General features: G+C 47.1%; 17 protein-coding genes. 6 read left to right on the top strand and 11 right to left on the bottom strand.

The features are described from left to right. Positions 1 to 52: 52 nt before the first annotated feature. Both B9T34_RS02135 and B9T34_RS02140 read left to right on the top strand, forming a co-directional pair. Positions 53 to 1459, top strand: coding sequence for an aldehyde dehydrogenase family protein (locus B9T34_RS02135; RefSeq protein ID WP_086211498.1), 1407 nt, complete (start codon positions 53 to 55; stop codon positions 1457 to 1459). A gap of 106 nt (positions 1460 to 1565) precedes the next feature. After that, complete coding sequence (locus B9T34_RS02140) at positions 1566 to 2501, top strand: AEC family transporter (protein WP_086211499.1); 936 nt, start codon at positions 1566 to 1568, stop codon at positions 2499 to 2501. Here B9T34_RS02140 and B9T34_RS02145 read toward each other — a convergent pair. Next, positions 2498 to 3385 (bottom strand): LysR substrate-binding domain-containing protein, encoded by an 888-nt coding sequence (locus B9T34_RS02145; protein WP_086211500.1) that lies wholly within the window; start codon positions 3383 to 3385, stop codon positions 2498 to 2500. The two genes, B9T34_RS02140 and B9T34_RS02145, sit on opposite strands and share 4 nt — an antisense overlap. A gap of 128 nt (positions 3386 to 3513) precedes the next feature. Between B9T34_RS02145 and B9T34_RS02150 the strand changes: the two genes are divergently transcribed. Beyond that, the gene (locus tag B9T34_RS02150) at positions 3514 to 4920 is read left to right on the top strand and encodes an aspartate ammonia-lyase (RefSeq protein ID WP_086211501.1); all 1407 of its coding nucleotides are present in this window, start codon (positions 3514 to 3516) and stop codon (positions 4918 to 4920) included. Positions 4921 to 5019: 99 nt separating this feature from the next. On the opposite strand, the gene B9T34_RS02155 is transcribed toward B9T34_RS02150, so the two are convergent. The 10 genes from B9T34_RS02155 to B9T34_RS02200 all read right to left on the bottom strand — a co-directional run bounded on the left by B9T34_RS02155 (position 5020) and on the right by B9T34_RS02200 (position 15657). Next, positions 5020 to 6486, bottom strand: coding sequence for an NAD(P)/FAD-dependent oxidoreductase (locus tag B9T34_RS02155; RefSeq protein WP_086211502.1), 1467 nt, complete (start codon positions 6484 to 6486; stop codon positions 5020 to 5022). Next, positions 6483 to 7886 (bottom strand): NAD(P)/FAD-dependent oxidoreductase, encoded by a 1404-nt coding sequence (locus tag B9T34_RS02160; protein ID WP_171265092.1) that lies wholly within the window; start codon positions 7884 to 7886, stop codon positions 6483 to 6485. The genes B9T34_RS02155 and B9T34_RS02160 overlap by 4 nt, the downstream gene beginning before the upstream one ends. 10 nt (positions 7887 to 7896) lie before the next feature. Continuing rightward, positions 7897 to 8220 carry a hypothetical protein gene (locus B9T34_RS02165; RefSeq protein ID WP_086211504.1) on the bottom strand — a complete coding sequence of 108 codons (324 nt, stop codon included), beginning with the start codon at positions 8218 to 8220 and terminating at the stop codon, positions 7897 to 7899. 57 nt (positions 8221 to 8277) lie between these two features. After that, complete coding sequence (locus B9T34_RS02170) at positions 8278 to 9771, bottom strand: APC family permease (RefSeq protein WP_086211505.1); 1494 nt, start codon at positions 9769 to 9771, stop codon at positions 8278 to 8280. Between the two features lie 35 nt (positions 9772 to 9806). After that, on the bottom strand, positions 9807 to 11180 hold the full coding sequence (locus B9T34_RS02175; protein WP_228147390.1) for an NAD(P)/FAD-dependent oxidoreductase: 1374 nt from the start codon (positions 11178 to 11180) through the stop codon (positions 9807 to 9809). A gap of 10 nt (positions 11181 to 11190) precedes the next feature. Next, on the bottom strand, positions 11191 to 11613 hold the full coding sequence (locus B9T34_RS02180; protein ID WP_086211656.1) for a RidA family protein: 423 nt from the start codon (positions 11611 to 11613) through the stop codon (positions 11191 to 11193). Between the two features lie 44 nt (positions 11614 to 11657). Further along, the gene (locus B9T34_RS02185; protein WP_086211506.1) at positions 11658 to 12797 is read right to left on the bottom strand and encodes a tyramine oxidase subunit B; all 1140 of its coding nucleotides are present in this window, start codon (positions 12795 to 12797) and stop codon (positions 11658 to 11660) included. Positions 12798 to 12922: 125 nt separating this feature from the next. After that, positions 12923 to 13342, bottom strand: a complete 420-nt coding sequence (locus B9T34_RS02190; RefSeq protein ID WP_086211507.1) for a RidA family protein — start codon at positions 13340 to 13342, stop codon at positions 12923 to 12925. A gap of 10 nt (positions 13343 to 13352) precedes the next feature. Further along, entirely contained in the window at positions 13353 to 14717 is a 1365-nt protein-coding gene (locus B9T34_RS02195; RefSeq protein ID WP_086211508.1) for an LLM class flavin-dependent oxidoreductase, read from the bottom strand. Positions 14718 to 14745: 28 nt separating this feature from the next. After that, positions 14746 to 15657, bottom strand: coding sequence for an alpha/beta fold hydrolase (locus B9T34_RS02200; protein WP_086211509.1), 912 nt, complete (start codon positions 15655 to 15657; stop codon positions 14746 to 14748). 218 nt (positions 15658 to 15875) lie between these two features. Here B9T34_RS02200 and B9T34_RS02205 point away from each other — a divergent pair, with 218 nt between their 5' ends. The 3 genes from B9T34_RS02205 (at position 15876) to B9T34_RS02215 (ending at position 18883) form a co-directional block, all read left to right on the top strand. Continuing rightward, on the top strand, positions 15876 to 16376 hold the full coding sequence (locus B9T34_RS02205) for a flavin reductase family protein (protein WP_171265093.1): 501 nt from the start codon (positions 15876 to 15878) through the stop codon (positions 16374 to 16376). A 78-nt stretch (positions 16377 to 16454) separates the two neighbouring features. Further along, positions 16455 to 17828 carry a hypothetical protein gene (locus B9T34_RS02210; protein WP_086211511.1) on the top strand — a complete coding sequence of 458 codons (1374 nt, stop codon included), beginning with the start codon at positions 16455 to 16457 and terminating at the stop codon, positions 17826 to 17828. A gap of 206 nt (positions 17829 to 18034) precedes the next feature. After that, positions 18035 to 18883 carry a LuxR C-terminal-related transcriptional regulator gene (locus B9T34_RS02215; RefSeq protein ID WP_086211512.1) on the top strand — a complete coding sequence of 283 codons (849 nt, stop codon included), beginning with the start codon at positions 18035 to 18037 and terminating at the stop codon, positions 18881 to 18883. Positions 18884 to 18932 lie beyond the last annotated feature (49 nt).

The raw sequence follows: 18932 nt of genomic DNA on the forward strand, positions 1-18932 counted from the left end.
AATAAAACTCTATAAGCTTCCTAACGATATAAAACTTATAGGGTCTGAATCGGTGAATACTCAACTAAACCAAGGCGGTATATATACAACTTTCAGCGGTGAAAGCTTTGAAGTCATTAACCCCGCTACAGCAACGCCTTTTGCAGTTTTAAACAGCAGCAGTGCAGCCGAGATTGACCACACTGTGAATCAAGCAGTAGAAGCATTTGCAACATGGAAACAGGTAACCGATACAGAAATTTATGCGCTTTTCAGTGCTATCGCTGCCGATATCCGCAGCCAAAAAGCCGAAATTGCAAGCTTAATTACCCAAGAGCAAGGCAAGCCGCTGTTTTTAGCAGAAGTTGAAGTCGAGCTTGGCGCAGGCTGGATTGAGCACCTGCGCGATACAGAAATTCCTGTAGAGCAATATGAAGAAGCCAACGGCAAAGTGATCCGTATATATAACAAACCCATCGGCGTAGTGGCCTCCATTACGCCATGGAACTGGCCTTTTATGATTGCGATCTGGCATCTGTTCCCTGCCCTGAAAACCAAAAATTGTGTGATTAACAAACCTTCTGAATATACCCCGCTCAGCACCATCAAACTGATTGAAATTATCAACCATCATTTGCCTGCAGGCGTTTGCAGTATTGTCCTTGGCAAAGGTGATACTGGTGCACATCTGACAGCGCATCCAGCTATTGGTAAAGTGGCATTTACTGGCTCAACCCGAACAGGTCAGGCAATTCTCAAAAATTCAGTCGACAGCTTAAAAAGTGTTGTGCTGGAACTGGGTGGCAATGATGCTGCGATAGTTTTGGAAGATGCAGATCTGGATTACGTTGCTGAAAAAATCTTTGGTTCAGCCTTTTTAAATATGGGGCAAACCTGTACCGCCATTAAACGCTTGTATGTACACGAAGACATTTACGATGCTTTGGTCGAAAAACTGCTGGCTATGGCGCAAGCACAGGTCATTGGCTCAGGCTTAGACTCTGCAACAACTTTTGGCCCAGTGCAAAATGCCATACAGTATCAAAAAGTCAAAGCACTCATTGATGATGCTATTACACAAGGCGCATCCGTATTGACGGCAAAAATGGAAGTGCCTGAGCACGGCTATTTCATTGCGCCCACTATTATCGGTGACCTGCCGGCGGGCACAGCACTAATTGATCAAGAACAATTCGGCCCTGTGCTGCCAATTATCCGCTTCAATGATATTCAGTCAGTCATTGCAGAAGCCAACCGTTCTGAATTTGGTCTGGGCGGCTCAGTCTGGTCGGCAGATATAGCCAAAGCTGAAGCCGTGGCACAACAGCTGGAGACTGGCACTGTATGGATTAACCGCCATGCAGAAATGTCGCCGAATGCTGCTTTTTGCGGCTGGAAAATGTCAGGTCTGGGCCATGCCTTTGGTTTAAGCGGTTTGCTGCAATTCACCAAAAAACAAGCGATCCATATCAATCCATAAGCCGAGCGCTTTAGCCTCACTCAAAGCTTTATATGCGCAGTAAAATCCCCTCGGATGTGCTGCGCATTTATTCATTTGCTAAAAAATATGATTGCACAGGACGCCCATGCTCGAAATCGCATCCATTATTTTGCCCATTTTTTTAACTATTCTGATCGGCTATTTGGCGCTGCATTTTTCAATGCTGAGCAAAGAACACGTGAAACTGCTGGGTCTATTTATTATTAAAATTTCACTGCCCTGCCTGCTGCTGGTCAGTATTTCCTCACAAGATTTTCATTCCCTGCTGCAGCTGCCATATCTGATCAGCTATGGCGTAGCCTCATTTGCGGTATTTATTTGCGCAGTGCTGATTTATTTCAAACTGTTTAAAGCGCCGCTGACTGAAGCTGGCGTGATGGGCATGGGCGCTGCTATGTCCAATACCGGTTTTATCGGCAGCGGTCTGCTGTATTTATTTTTGGGCGAAAAAGCTGCGATTTATTTCGGCATGACTTTTTTAATTGAAAACTTTATTGTGTTTTTAATGTTCTTGATCTGCATTGAGCTGGATCAGCATCATGCGCCGCTGCGGCAAATTCTTAAAACTGGGCTCGTGAATATCGCCAAGAACCCGCTGATTATTGCTTTGGTTTCGGGCTTTGTTTTAAGCGCCTGCCAGCTGCCGCTGCCTGAACTGCTGCAAAAAACCTTAAGACCGATTGGCCAAACATCAGCACCATTGGGGTTATTGGTTATCGGCGGCAGCCTATACGGAATTTCACTGCGCGCGCAAACACATTTAGGGCGTGATATTGCCGTGATTACCGCATTAAAACTGCTGATGATGCCGCTATTGGTCTATGGCATGTTTCAGCTTTTTCCGTCCGCCAGCGCAGAGATGATCTTCGCAGGCGTGCTGCTGTCCAGCGTTTCTATGGTTGGCCTATTTGCTGTATTTGGCCAGCAATACGACCTGCAGAAAGTGCCCGCGGTATTACTGGTCAACACAATCCTTTGCATCATCAGTCTAAGTGCTGTAATCCACTTTTTACACCTTTAACGCGTTTGAATGGTCTGCCTGAGCTGATCCCAAAATTCGTTCACATTTTCGGGATCATTCATTTTATTTTTAATGATATAAATATGATTATTAAAACGGTACTGCGCATCAAACTGTGTCAGGCGGCCATCTAAAATATCTTTTTCCACCAAAGAATACGGAAGCCACGCAATACCAAGCCCCTGCAGCGCCAGTTCACGCAAATCCTGTGCATTATCCGCTTCATACAGTTTTTTATAATTCAAACTTTTAATTTTTTCATCAACAAAACTTTTTAAAAAGGTTTCACGTCCATACGCCAGCAGAGGGAAATGCTTGCTTATATTATATTTAGGCGTATCCCCTTCATTTAAACTGACTGGAACCACCTGTATTTCCTGCAATTTTAAATGCGCTAAAATCTCAGGATTCAATGAGCGGATCAAATCCTCGTCACCATAACAGATCAGAAAATGGCAAGCGCCCTGCATTAACTTTTTTAGGCCTTCCCATAAATTCACGCTACTGATTTCATAATGCAGGCCTTGCATTTGTGCAGGTAAAGCGCCAATAAATTTTGGAAAAAAATGCGCCAGCAAAGAATGCGAAATGCAGATTTTAATACCGTCATGTTTGTCCTGCTGCTGTGCATGCAGCAAGTCCAGCGTATTGTTCAGCTGGCTGCGGATGCTTTTTGAGGTTTTCAGCAGCACCTTGCCGGCATCCGTAAAACTGACGGTTTTAGACTCACGGTTGAGCACAGCAAAACCCAGCACTTCTTCTAAATGCTGCATTCTGCGGGTAAAGGAAGACTGGCTGACATAGCGACTTTCAGCAGCTTTAGAAATAGACCCTTCTGTTTCTAAAGCAATGAGATCTTCGACCCAGCGAATCTCTAAATTCATAAAATTTTGGTTTTAAAATAACTGAAATCAATATGCATTAATTGAATATTATCTGCAATAAATGCATTAGAGAATAATACAAAATGTTTCTAACATCTAAAAGATCTTAAACCACAGGTTCAATTTAAATGAATGCCGTCATCTCAAGCCGCGTAGAAAAAGATTTGATTGGAGAACGACAAATACCTAACCAATATTATTATGGAATTCAAACACTTCGCGCTTTAGAAAACTTTAACTTAAGTCCTAACAAACTGAATCATTTTCCAGTATTTATTCAGACATTGGCGCTGGTAAAATTGGCCTGCGCACAAGCCAACTATAAATTGAACTTGCTGGATGCAGACAAATATCAAGCCATTGAATATGCATGCAAGCAGATTGCTGCTGGCGCATATCAGGACCAGTTTGTATTGGACATGCTGCAAGGCGGCGCCGGCACCTCCACCAATATGAATATCAATGAAGTCATTGCCAATGTAGGTCTGGAATATATGGGCCATGCCAAAGGCCAGTACCAATATCTGCACCCGAACAATGACGTCAATATGTCGCAGTCCACCAATGACGTGTACCCAACTTCTATTAAGCTGGCATTGGCAGAAATGTGCACCCTGTTGCATGCGCCCTTTCAAAACCTGATTGGCGGTTTAAATGCCAAATCAGAAGAGTTTAAAGGCATTATGAAAATGGGCCGTACCCAGCTGCAGGATGCTGTGCCCATGACCTTAGGCCAAGAATTTGCAGCCTTTGCCGGCACACTGCAAAAAGACTTGCAGCTGCTGCAAATGCTTGCTCCGCAAACGCTGCTGCAGGTCAACTTGGGCGGCACAGCGATTGGCACAGGCCTGAATGCAACGTCTGCATACCGTAAACTGGCAGTGGAAGCTTTAGCAGAACTGACAGGTAAACCCGTACAAAGCGCAGACAATTTGATTGAAGCCACCTCAGACATGGGCGACTTTGTGCTGCTGTCGGGCTTATTAAAGCGTACGGCAACCAAGCTGAATAAAATTGCCAATGATTTAAGGCTGCTGTCCAGCGGACCGCGCACAGGTTTTGGTGAAATTCAGCTGGAAGCGCGCCAAGCCGGCAGTTCGATTATGCCGGGCAAAGTCAATCCAGTCATTCCAGAAGCGCTTAACATTGCCAGCTTTCAAATTATCGCCAATGATTTGGCCGTGACTTTAGCCGCCGATGCTGGTCAACTGCAGCTGAATGCAATGGAACCTCTGATTGCTTTTAAACTGTTTGAATCACTGGATATTATGGGCAATGCGCTGCAGATGTTCCAAGACAAATGCATCAGCACACTGCAAGCCAATCCAGAACGCTGCCGTTCACTGGTGCAGAACTCTATTGGCATCATCACTGCGCTGAACCCGTATTTGGGCTATGAAACCACCACCCGTTTGGCGAAAACAGCATTCTTGCAAGGCAACAGCGTACTGGATCTGATTCAGGCCGAACAGCTGATTCCTGCCGAACAGATACAGCAGATTATGTCGATTGAACAGATGACTCAGTCCGCTTAAACAAAAAGCCCTGCTTGATGCAGGGCTTTTTGATGGTGATAAATTTATGCCGTGAATTAAATGCCGCTTGATAAACAAGCGGCGTTTTTTAAAGAAGCATCAATTCCGAAAAATAATCGGACTGCCGTCCATAAAACGGTTAAAACGCATTAAAGATAAATCAATTTTAGGTGTCTGCTGCATCACCAGATCCGCCAGCGCTTCTGCAGCAGCAGGCCCAACCGTCAAGCCATTATAAAATCCCGAACCCACATAAAAGCCTGGCACGCTGTCTACCGCAGAAAGGTACGGCATGTGATCCGGCGTTGTGGTTAAAAAACCCGCCCAGCTTTCTTGGAATGTTCTTTGATTGTCCGCGGCATATAAAGCATAACGCTGCATGGCATCCTGCAAAGGCGGTGTAAACACTTCAGGCGTCAGGACACGGTGCTGCTGCAGCGGTGAATCCCCTGTACGGCAGTAACGGTGCATATTTTTATATTCAAACAGCAGCGTATTAATATCAAATACTGGTGAAAACTGCCCCTGCATGGCGACCATGGCCTGCATCAGTTTCGGCATGTTTTTCAGCATGCTGACCGTAATCGGCAAGCGTACTGCAGGCGCGCAAATATCAACACTGTTATGGCTGGAATGGCGAATCGCAATATCACTCTCAGCTGAAATCAGCGGCAGTTTTTCATTCAGTTCAAATGCATCGAGGCTGGCAGCAGAAGTGCTGACCCGCCCAATACTGGCAAAGGCCATAAATTGCGGCAAGTCCAGACCTAGACTTTGAGCCAAATACGGCGTCCAAGCGCCCCCAGCCAAAATAACGAAGTGGCATTTAATCTCACCCAGCTCAGTCGCAACGCCGCATACGCGCCCAGCCTGCGTCAAAACTTCACGCACGGCGCAGTGCTGAAACAGCTGACCGCCTTTGGCGCGAAAAGCCTCCGCTACTGAAGAGGCAAAATGCTGCGGCTCTGCGCAAGCGTCACTGGGCTGGTATAAACCGCCAACAAAGTCTTCACGCCAGCCCGCGGTTTTTTCTTTCAGTTCTGATTGCGTCAAAATCTGGCCATCTATGCCCGGCATGCCTTTGACTGCATCCAGCCAGCCAGCAGCTGCTGCCAAACCCTCTTCAGATAAAAAGCCTGTGACCGAACCAGTTTTGACATAGCCTGTTGGGCCTTGCACCCGCGTATGCATGTCTTGCCACTGCTGCTTAGCGCGGGCTGCCATTTCCAGTTTGACTGGGTCTGCAAATAAACTTTCAATATATCCCAGCGAACGGCCTGAAGACTCCCCCGCCACGGCCCCTTTTTCACACAGCACAACCTTCAAACCGCGCTCTGCCAGAGTCAGTGCGGTTAAACAGCCTATATTGCCGCCGCCAATCACTACTGCATCGGCTTCCTGAGGCAATACTGCATCACTTTGCACTGGACGCGCCCGAGACACGCCATTGCCCAGCCTAACACCGCCGCGGTTTTTCAGCACCGCTAAGCCAGACTGGGTAAACAATTTCAGCATTTGCCCATAAGGCGGCGCTGCCTGTTCATGATTTTGCACTTGTTCGGTCATAGTTGAGGCTCCAGCACAGTGCCATCACTAAAACGGCTTAATCTGAATGTGTCTGCATCAGGATGTTCCGGCAGTCCCAGCATCATGCCAGACAGCATCTCCGCCAGCGCAGGTCCCCACGAAAAACCGTAGCCGCTGGCCATTAACACATAAAAACCCTCAATATCCTGCACAGCACTGGCAATTGGCGCATTATCTTGGGTAAAAGCAACCGTACCGCACCAATGTTCTGCAATCGGCTGGTTCTTTAGTTCTGGGAAATAGGCTGCCATCTGCTGTTTAGAGCTTTCAGCGGCGCTTAAATCGACTGTGCCAGTAAAGACCCGATGCGCTTCAAATGGCGAACTATGATGGTGATTCCAGCTGCGCTTTATTTTCCAGTCATTTAAAGTGTTCTGTCCAAAATTGATTTTGACGCCTTTTGAGCCGCCCAGCATTTTTTGAATCGGTAAAAACTTGTTGAATAAGCGCAGCGCATCACGGCTGATCGGCGCACTCATGCCAGTCACCAAGCCAAGTGAATAACCGCCGTCAACCTGTTTGCGCCAAGCAAATGCGCCTTTTCCGCCGCAGCCCGCTGGACCGCCTTGAAAATCCTCCACCCGCCCCATCGACATCACCACATACAGCTGCGGCACATCAATGCCATGATGGGCGCAAAAAATCCGTGTCCATGTATTTACAGCAGACACGGCCTGACTAGTACGAATATAGCCTTTTTCGGTAAATACACCTTTGACTTGACGGTTTTGAATGTCCAAACCGCGGGCTGCGCAATGCGTGACAAAAACTACACCCAGCCGCTTGGCATATTCGGCAACTGCTGCGGTTGTCAGCACTGGTTCTATACAGCCATCGCTCGGCGCGGTAATTGCGCCATAGCATTGACCAGTAAATTCAGGCGCAAGCTGCCCGACTTGATCGGCAGCTAAAATTTGAATGTCCGTATCCGCTTCAGGCTGCACGGAAGCCAGCCATTCTTGATAAAATGCAAACTCTTCTGCAGATTCGGCAAAATAGCTGATGCTCTGTTCACGGTAACCTAAATCGCCGATTTCCTGCTGCAGTTCACGCCACAGACTTTTACTGCGCCGCGTCAATTTCACTTTATGCACAGAATTCAGCAGCTGCGACACCCAGCCAAAGGCTTTACTGGAGGATTCACAGGCAATTTCGCCCTTTTCCAGCACCACAATTTTTTTGCCTTGCTTCGCCAAATTGCAGGCGGTCAGTACACCGCAGATGCCTGCACCGATAATCACCGCATCGGCCTGTTCCGGCAGCGCACTCGCCGCTTGTACTTCTACTGAACGCATGATGCCAAGCTCAGTATGGCGCGGCGGCGGCAGTATTATGTCTGGACTAGCTGCGGTCTGCAGCATGTCTGGCGTTTCTGTCATACCTGTCCCCTTAGCCCTGCTGTGCGGCGTCTGCCCATTCAATATGGCCAATGACCGCTTGATGCTCTGCATTGATCCAGCCTTTGTTCAGGGCATAATCCAGCATTTGTTTTAAACCATGAACCCAGGCTTCATCCTGCAAACGGCTGCCAGCTTGCTGTTCTATAAACGCAATGCTGACTTCCGCCTGATCTGCATTCAGCATCCGTCCTGCGCCAGCTTGCGCAAACTGCGCGGCTGTGAGTTCTAAACGGCCACGGGCTTCAATATGAAATTTTTTAAAATCATCAAGTTCGACAATTTCCACCTGTTCTGGACTCGCAATAATTTTCATCGTTCTCTCAATCTATCGAATATGTTCTGTCATCAAACAACATCACTGAGCAAAGGCTCAATGATGTTCCTGACGGATGCGCATGACTTCTTCCATGTTGTCGCCAGCAGCAATGTGCTTATAAATTTTGGCTTTGTTTTTCTTCAAATACAGCGCATACAGCAGACCAAAAATAAAGGCCGCCAGCACTGAATACGGCAAATAATTGCTCCACGCTGCTTCCATGCCGGTAATAAAATTAAAGCCTTTTAATTCGATATACATGGCAGCGGTCAGCAGTACGATAGACAGCGCTGGCGCAAGATAAGTTTTCCACCAATGGCCTTGGCTTTTTTTACTGCGCATGAAATAGCCAATCACAGCAAATGAAGACAGAATTAATAATGATGTGCCGCTAATGGCTGCAATGCCAAAGCCGATCGGGCTGAGCTGGCTGTATGGGCTGATGCCGAATGAAGCCGCTAAAACAATGACTGCGCATGAAATGCCAATTAAGCTAAAAGCAGCATTGGACGGTGCGCCATTGCTGTTCAGTTTTGCCAAATAGCGTGGCAGAATCCGGTCACCTGCAAGGCCGTTTAAATAACGCGCCATAAAGTTCACGACCGCCAAATTGCAAATCATTACACCTAAAATCGTCACAATACCGAACAGCAGCAGGCCTGTTTCACCCAGTGATGCTTGAATCGCGCCAATAATGAAACCGAAAATTTGCTGTGACAGCACTTGGTCCATCAGTGTTTGCGGACTAGCAAAGGACACCAGCGTCCAAGACACCAAGAAGAATGTTAAAGATAAAATGGTCACCGAAATCGCCAGCGCGCGCGGAATCATTTTTTCTGGATTTTTCGTTTCAGGCGCATACAAAGCCCCCGCCTCTAAGCCTTGAAAGACTAAGAAAGAGAAAATAAAAGCCACATGCCAGTTGCCGTATTGGAAGACATCCCAATGAATCACTGCCGGTGAAAATGCAGCAGCTGCGCCATGCAGATTGGCAATGCCGAACAGCAGCGCCGCGATCAGCAGCAATTCACACAGGACAATCACCCCGCCGACAAAGGCGCTGAAATCAATTTGGTTCCAGACCATGATGCCGACAAATGCCACCAAGCCGACAAGACTCATTTGCCAGCTTAAATCAAAGCCAAGTGACGTTACGGTTTCCCCAATCACGGCAGAGCCCACGGCAAAAGAACCTAAACAGCCAGAGACATAGCCCACTACCGCAATCATCGATGCACCCACACCAAAAGGCTTGCCGACACCGCGTGCAATGTAGCTGTAAAATGCGCCTGGACGGCTGATCTGGCGGACCATTTCAGCATAGCCAATGCAGAATAGGCCAATAATTGCGCCCGCGATTAAATACGTTAAAGCGGAGGACGGCCCGCCAAAAGCCAAGCCCAAAGGCAAAGTTGCCATCACCACCGACATTGGCGTTAAAGCGGCCAAAATCAGTACGACAATCTTCCATGTTGTCAACGTTCTCTGCGGCATGCCGACTTCTTGCACATCAGCACGAGCAAGTTGATTTTCTAGTGTACTGCTCATAGTTGTTCCTTCAAGAGTTGATGATTGGCGGCAAGCTAAATTTGAAAACGATCAAATGTATACGGCGCCGGATTGATAATAGGCGGATGTCCACAAAGTAAATCTGCTGCCAGCTGTCCTGCGGCTGGCGATGTGCCAAAGCCATGCCCAGAAAAACCTGTGGCAAGAGTTAAACCGGGAATTTTTGCCACAGGGCCAATGACAGGCGTTGAATCTGGTGTGACATCAATGACGCCTGCCCAAGCCGATTTGATTTTGACCTTGACAAATGCAGGCCAGGCTTTTTGCAAATTGTTCAGCGCTTCTTGATTCAAACGCATGTTGGATGCAGGGTCCATGGTGCGGATATGTTCAAACGGAGAAATGGACTGCCCTGACCAGCGGCGCGCAAGGCTTAAATCCTTTAGTGAATAACGGTTAAAACCGATGCGTAAAAATCCGCGCTGATGACGCAGCTGATCTAAATATTGCGTGCCGATCAGCAAGTGATCGAGGGTCAGAGGCGCATCCAATGCCCCGCGCTGGGTGATAATAAAACCGCCATCTCGGTGCTTTCTGAATGAAAAATCTGGCGCGCCGACTGCAATTTCTGTAGCGACTGGCAGCCGCTCTGTATGCAGCACCGAACAAATCAAAGGCAGCGTCGGAAAATGGATGCCTAAGTTGCCTAAGAATTTGCGTGACCATAAACCGCCAGCCAGCAAAATTTGCTCACAGCGGATTTCGCCTCGTTCTGTCACCACACCAGAGACTTTTCCGCCTGTTAGGCTTAAAGTGCGCACAGCGCAGTTTTCGATAATCACAGCGCCTTTTTTTAATGCCGCCTGTGCAATCGCGCTGGCGGCCAATGTCGGTTCAGCACAGCCGTCGGACGGTGTATAAATACCGCCGCGCCATTTTTCCTGTCCATTCGGCACCAGCTGCGCAATTTCTTGACCGCTCAGAATACGTGAATCTAAATCCAGCGCTTCAACCGATTTTTTCCAGCCTTCATACATGGCCATTTGCGCATCATCACGGGCAGCAAACAAAATCCCAGACTGACGGTAACCGACCTCCGCATCGACCCGCTGCGCCATGCCCGCCCATAAGCGGTCGGACGCTTGCGCCAAGGGCACATCATCAGCCAAACGGCTGGTTTTTCGAATCCAGCCCAAATTACGCGAAGACTGCTCGCCTGCAATCCGGCCTTTTTCCAGCACGGTCACCGCTACGCCGCGCTCAGCCAAATTCAGTGCAGCCGTCAGCCCGACAATACCGCCGCCAATAATCACCACCGCCGTTTCTTTCGGTATCACTACTGAGGTCTGTACAGGAGTCGTTTGAGGCGCCATCACTTTTATCCTTTCTACATTCACGGCATAGAACAGCCATGCAATAAAAATGCAGCGCTCCGTAGATTGCTGCATTTTTATCTGATTAAACCGAAACCACCAATTCTTCTACATCTGCTGTGCTTGCGCCTAGGAAGGCTGTCAGCTCAATTTCCACCTTATAAACCGTAGAGCCTAATGGCGGGCAGGTAATGGTGGTTGCAGGGTTAATGCCTTTGAATTTCTGCCCGACCACGCCCATCACCGCTTCAATATCTTTCGGCTCCTGCACATAAACGCGGGAGAAAATAGCATCCGCCAAGCTGGAATCCACAGCCTTTAATGCATTTTCCACATTGGCAAACACCTGCAAGGTCTGCTCTATAATATCTTCTGGTATCTGTTTAGTTTCAGGGTTACGCCCAGCGGTATTGGACACGTAAATCCAATTGTCTACTTTTACGATGCGTGAATAGCTGCCTTTTTCTTCAAACGGTGAGCCTGTTTTTACTTTTACAATTTTCGTCATGTGTGTATTCCAATTTAAATCTATATCAATGTGTGAAGTCTGCTTTAAGCCAAAGCTGGCGTTTCCCATAAATTCAGCGGGACGCCTAAGCCTTGCGCCTTCGCGCTGCGGTAAATGTAAGTGCCCCACGCCACATCCTCGACCGGCATGCCGCCGACAGACATTAAAATAATTTCGTCATCGTTCTGACGCGCTGGCGCTTCTTTGGCCACAATTTTTCCCAAATCTTCCAAACGCGCTTCGGGCAATACGCCAGCTTCCAGCAGGTCAATAAATTTGCAGCCAATCAGCGGCACATTGTGATGCAACGGACGCGGCAGCTCTTCTGCCCATGCGTGATATAGGCCTGGATTGTCCATCACCAAACGCGATTCTTTCGCCATCGCGTCGTCGATATTGCACAATGAAGACATGCTCAAGAATGCCCCTGCTTTGACCCATTCACGTTTGATCAGCGGGTATTCATCCGGATTGCCGACTTGGCCTGAAGTGCAGTAAGCGACGAGATCCGAATCACGCACCAGCGCTTCTGCATCATCTACTTCAATGATGCTGCTGATTTGCGGATAGGTGTCTTTCACCCAAGCAATATAGCTGTCTAAGCTTTTGCGGCTGCGGCCTTTAACTTTTAAGGTATCAATTTCAGGGCAAGCTACCATAAAAGCGCTGAGGCTGGTTTTCGCCATTACGCCTGGCCCTAAAATACCCAGCACTTTGGAATCTGGACGGGCAAGGAAACGTGCGCCTACTCCCGGGATTGCGCCTGTACGGTAGGCTGAAAGCAGGTTGGCAGACATAATCGCTAAAGGTGCGCCAGTGTCGGTGTCATTTAAAATAAACATCAAGATTGAGCGCGGCAGACCGCGTTCTTTATTGGCAATGTTCGAGCCATACCATTTCACACCTGATGTGCCGAAGCTGCCGCCCAAATAGGCAGGCATCGCCATAAAGCGGCGGTCTGCGGTCGGTTTCGGCATATTCGGAAAAGGTGAATTTTCAGGAAACGTCACCATTGCGCCATGTGAATCATTATTTGAACCTGCCATGCGGTAGTCGCCGCGGTACAGCAGTTCAAACATTTCCTGCATCGCGTCTACACACTTCGCCATATCTGTCACGCCGGCTTTAATCATGTCGGGTTCAGACAGATAAATAAAATCAATCTTTGCTTGGTCTTTTTCCATATCACTTCAATCTATTTCAAGCTGTACTGACCAAGGCTCTAAACGGGCTTGCTGGTCAGATCAGCGTTTTTCTGGAGAGTTTTCCGAATCCAGCCCAAACCGCATCCAGAAAAAATAATCATTTTTTAATCTGTAAATACATTGCTGCTGTCTGCTGTGATGACTGCGCCTTTATAGGCCCACACATCAAATTCAACTTTCATGCGCGGATCAACCAAGCCCACGATCGTCAGCGCGGCGCTGGCCGTCCGTGTACCGCTTAAGTACTGACGGATCACCGCATCGACTGCCGCCACGTCAGCACGGTCAGTGACATAAGGTGTAAACCACACCACTTCATTCAAGCTGCTGCCTTGGCTTTCCAGCATGACTTTGATTTTTCCAAATGCAGTGACGGCCTGTTCTTGCGCAGATTCAGCAATATGCCCTGATGCATCATGACCGCCTATACCGCTGACCAGTACCCAGTCTTCGTTGGCAGCAAAATGCGCGAATGGATGCGGCGGAAGCGGGTTGGCATTGGACTGCCAATTTTTCTTACTCATTCCCCGCTCCTTAGGCCTGTTCTGTGCCGTTTTCTTCCCATTTGCGAATCACTGGATCTTCACCTGGAATGGCATTTTTCCAGATATCAATCAGGTTGCCGTCACGGACAATGGCAGGATTCGGCACGTCTTTACGGCGTTTCACTGCATATTCCATCACGGTGTCATAACCTTGCGGCGAAGTGCGTGTATCCAGCGGTTTGCCGTTTTTACGGAAATGCGGCAGGACTTCTTGCGAGAAAATGGTCAAGCATTTATCCAGCAGCCAGCGCTTTTTAATGCCTGTAGAAAAGTTCAGCAGCACGCGGCCGCAGCCTGTTTCCAAAATCGTTTCTTCTAATTTCTCAATCACAGTTTGCGGAGAACCCACGACCACCCAGTTATTGTCGATCAGGTCTTGCAGGGTCATTTTTTTGGTATCAAGACCATAGCCATTCGACAAAATCGCTTTCATGGAGTTGAGTGAGGTATAGCCCGGCGGGAACGTTTCTACTGCTGAAGTTTCAAAGTAGTTTTGGTAATCCCACAAGTATTCCGCTTCCACTTCCTTACGTGCAATTTCATCGGTTTCCGCAACATGCACTTGAATTACGCAGGCGCTTTGCTTGGCATCCGGCTCATAGCCTTCTTTACGGCAAAGCTCACGGAATTTTTCCATCGTTGCTTTCATTAAAGGGCGATGGTTCAGCACGGTTTGGTAGGTGTAACGGCGTTTCGCAGCCAATTCCAAAGTTTCCAATGAGCCGCCGCTTGGCAGCAGAAAATCCACTTTATGATCTAAACGCGGCCACACATTGACATAGTTTTGGTTAAAGAATTTACCGCGCCAAGTAAATGGGCCCGGCTCACTCAAAGCCTTCGCCAATAAATCATGGCCTTCTTTATGGCGCTCACGCGCAGTGGCAGGATTCATGCCTAATGAGTGGTACTGCTGACCTAACCCCATCGGCAAACCAATCATCAGCCGGCCATGCGACATTTGACTAACTAAAGCAATTTCTTCCGCCAAACGGATTGGCGATTGATACGCATTCAGCAGCGGGCCGCTGGCTAAAATTTTGATGCGCGATGTGCGTGCAGCCAAATAGGCCGCTGCCACCATGCCAGACGGAAATGGGTTAATCGGGCCATTGTGCTGTTCGGTAAATGCCACGCCGTCTAAACCGTATTTTTCCATGCTGACCAGCACGTCCAAGGTGTTTTCTAAAACGTTTTGACCTTGAATCGGGTCATAGTAAGAATTCGGCAAATCAATATAAATTGACTTTGAAGGACGGTCGCCTGAATACGGAATATTGGGATAAACCCCTTCTACTGTGCCGAAAAACTCGACATCGTGCTTAATTTTGCATGCATCTGAATTTGATGTAGTCATTTTGAATCCCTCAATTTTTATCTTTGACTTAAGCTTCTGCTGCAGTTTTGGCTGCGGTACTTAAAGCAGGCGCTGATGTGCGGTTTTTAGCAATAAATGCGCTGATTAAGGCCGCCACTTCTTGCGGGTTTTCGTACACCAAAGCATGGCTGGTCGGAGAATTGCTGACATTGCCCAGCGTTTTCAGTTCGCTGTTTGGAAGTAACGCGGCGTAGCGTGCAGGCTGCAGATTGCCCGTCATGCGGTCATCTTCGGCTGCGATCACCAATGCTGGCGCTTTCACGCGCTGCAAACGGCGGTTCAGCTTGTAGTCATAGCGCGGATTCCAAAATAAAAGCGCCGATGTGCCATCTTCATGAAATGCCTGCAAAATATCGCTAGTCCCGCCCTCTTGAACTAGCAGCTCTTCATGCGCTGCAGCGCGGCCGTTGAACAAAGCATCTAGCGCGGCTTCTGGCTGAAAGCGGAACACGTCAATAAACGGCTCATCATCAATATGCAGGCCCAGCGGCGTAATGAGGGTGATTGAGGCATAGCGTTCTGGGAAATACACCGCCAAATTGGCTGCCAGCCATGCGCCTAAAGATGTGCCCACCAAGTGGAAATGGGTCAAACTCAATGTGCGGAAGAACGCATCGTAATGCAGCACAAAGTCTGTCCATGAATCCTGATCTTCAAAACGCGGCGTGTCGCCATAACCAGGGTGCTCAGGCGCAATCACATCAAACTGCTCTGCCAGCGCCTGATGAATTGGCCCCCATTGGCGTGTGCCTGCGCCGCCATGCAAATAGACCAGCGTTTCGCCTTGGCCTTCACGGCGGTAAGCAACATCCAGCCCCTCTACTTCTACAATTTTAGGTTCTGTCCAATTTTTCCATTGGCGCGATGCAAATTTAGAAGTGTCAATCTTCAATGATTTTTCTAATTCGATTTGAGGCATGTGGCTAACTCCGAGAATATCTTGACGACTAATCTCAGGTGAAAACACTTTTTCAGCAATCACACAAAAAGGTGACAAGCCAAGCGGGCCGTCACCTTTCTGGAGTAGTGTATTTTTTTTCGCCGTGTGTAGATTTTATACAGGAACGATCAAAAGGAGATTGTCATAGCAATGATTTTAAATCTGCCATGACAGGTTTCTCACTTAAGGAAATACTTATGAATATGCACACTTCAATGTTGGACACGATGGCGCTGCGCACAGCGTTTTCTCATTTTCCGTCGGGCGTCGTCGCCATAGGCGCGCGTCACAATGACGAAAATCATGCCTTGGTTGCCGCAGCGTTTAATGTCGGCATTTCGCTTGAACCTGCACTGGTCAGTGTTGCCATTCAAAACTCATCTTCGACTTGGCCTATTTTAAAAAATGCCCCTGAACTTGGTATTTCTGTGTTTGCCGAACATCAAAAAACCTTGTGCTATCAAATTAGCGGCAAAGACAAAAGCAAACGTTTTGACAATGTTGAACTGTCTTACAGCGTCAACAATGCCATGTATTTACCAGAAGCATCGCTGTATTTCACCTGTGAAATTTATGCGGAATACCCAGCCGGCGACCACACCATGGTGCTGCTGAAAGTGAAATCATTCAGCACTGGCAGCCACGAGCCGATTGTTTTTCATAAATCCAGTTTTACCGTTTTAGAAAAAACCCAATAACACCGTTTTGGCCGGCCCTAGTTTAGCGCTGGCTTTTTTATGCTCCATATAATGCATTATCCAAGGGGACTTCGATCCATGACACTGAAAACTCTGTTTAAACCTTCCATTCTGCTCAGCTGTATGGCGCTTGCCAGCCATAGCTTTGCAGCAGAAATTTATAAAGATGACCAAAAACAGCTGGATGTAAATATCACCAGCTGGGTCGGCGCATTCAGTTCGCAGGAAAACTACTATCCAACCGATAAAAACGGCAGCCAGTGGACAGAAGGCTTTGTCAAATACGGTGTGTCTGGCAGTCTAAAAACAGCTGCAGACAGCTCCATTTATGGTGCAGTGGCTGGTGTGACCTCTTTTGTCCGCGGGGATGGCGACATGGCCGGCAACAGCCGTGGCACGGAAGACAAAAACACATTGGAAGATGCCTATATTGGCTGGAAGTCGGGCAATTTACTGCCAGCTTTAGGTGAAAATGGCTTAGATATTTCTTTCGGTTCACAAGTCTATCATTTAGGCGATGGCTTTTTGGTGACTGATGACAGCGCCAACTTAGGTGAAAACCGCAATTATCCAGATGCCGAAAGTAAAATGGTCAGCCGCGGCGGCGCGTACTATACCGCTGCCCGCCGGTCTTTCCATAAAGCGGCTGTCGTCAAAATTGGGCAAGCGGAAGGCTTAAAAACTGAACTGGCATGGGTGCAGTCAGACAACCCGATTCATGCCTCATCTGAATTTGCTTCTGCAGATGTCAACTATAAATCTGGCCCGCACAGCATTGGCTTTGACTATATTAAATTTTTAGATTTCAACGAAAATGAAGCTGCTTTGCTGAATCCGAATGTCTTTATGCGCGACAACATGCAGGTCTACGCCGTACGAGGCTCAACCAATGCGGGCATTGAAAATGTCAACTTAAGCTTTAACTTCAGCCGCCAAGAAAAAGAAAAACTCCTGACACCTACGTATGATGTGATTGATCAAAACCATAATGACAATGCATGGTATGCAAGCGCTGGCTATAATTTTGCCAAATCGCCTTGGACCCCTTCACTGAATTACCGCTATACGCATTATTCTGAAAACTGGGACCCGATGTTTGTCGGTGTTGAAAAGCTTGGCACATGGATTCCAGGTGAAGTTGCCGGCAACTTTGCTGGGCCATTCAACAGCAATTCCAATATTCACATGATCAGTGTTGAAGCATTCCCGAGTGAGAAGCTTCTTTTGGGTGCAAACCTGTATAAATTTGAATCTATTGATACCAGCTCTCAGCCTGACTACAGCGGTAAAGAACTGGATTTATTTGCCATGTATCAAGTCAACCAAGCGCTGTCACTGATTCCAATTGTCGGGATTTATAAACCTGAAAAATCTGCAGACAACAACGGCAGCCAAATTGGCTCGACCAAAACCAATGTATTTGCCGGGCTGATTGCCGCCATTACCTATTAATAAAAATAGATTAAAAAACACCCGCAAGCCATACAAAATAAAATTATAAAATGGCTTGCTATAGTCGACAAAAATAATACACTTTATATGAATAAGAAATTAACCATTGCGCCGAAATGAATCGGCATGCTCTAAGCAAAATGGTCTAAATATTGCTAATAGGATGTTAGCAGAAAAGTTCAACTTAGCTTGTATAAGGGAATATTATGAATATTTCACCAGAAGCCCTCGCTTCGTTAATATCTTCAAGCGGTTCAAATAGTTTTGGCAATTCACTTCTCAATTTATTTAATGATAATTTAGGAATTATTGCCTGTCTGGGCTATCAATATACGGCGGATCAGCATCATCCCCGTAAATTAATGTCTTCGCATAGACTTGGCTTCAATAATCTTCAGGAAATTAATGAGAGCATTGATACTTGGATTGCCAGCGATTATGACAATGACCCGCTGTTTAAATATATTCAATACAACTCTGCATCCATTCCAAGTACGCATTTCTTAGATATCAATCATTTAAAAGCCAGCGATAAAAAATCTGAAGTCATTCTGCAAAAATATTACGATCCATTTGAAATAGGTGAGGAAATTACATGGAGCTATAAAGCTGGCGATCATTTTTACACGATTAATCTGTGCCGCCACAAGTCCTCTGAACGCCTGTCAAATCATCAAAAAGCTTTTTTGACCCGCATTTCAAATTTGGTTGTGCAAAGCACGATTCAGCATTCAAAGCTTCTGCAGCTGAGTGATGTGCCTGTTACAATATTTAGTACAGCACCTATTAATGTTGATATCGAACAAGATAGTTTTGAAGACCGAAATGCAAATATTGAAAAAATTACCAATATTTTGCTTAGATATAATTTGACACACCGCGAAGCTGAAATCTGCGCATATATTACTCAGGGCTATAGTTCTGTAGCCATCAATCTCATTTTGAATATCTCAATCAATACCATTGCTACACACCGAAAACGGGCATATTCAAAACTGCAAATTTCATCGCAAAGAGAATTATTCCGCTTAATTTACAAAAATCAAATTATTTGATTTTTAAAGACTTAACTTGCAATAAAATTTAAGAATAGAACTGAGTGAA

Source organism: Acinetobacter sp. ANC 3813 (assembly GCF_002135435.1).
Lineage (GTDB): Bacteria > Pseudomonadota > Gammaproteobacteria > Pseudomonadales > Moraxellaceae > Acinetobacter.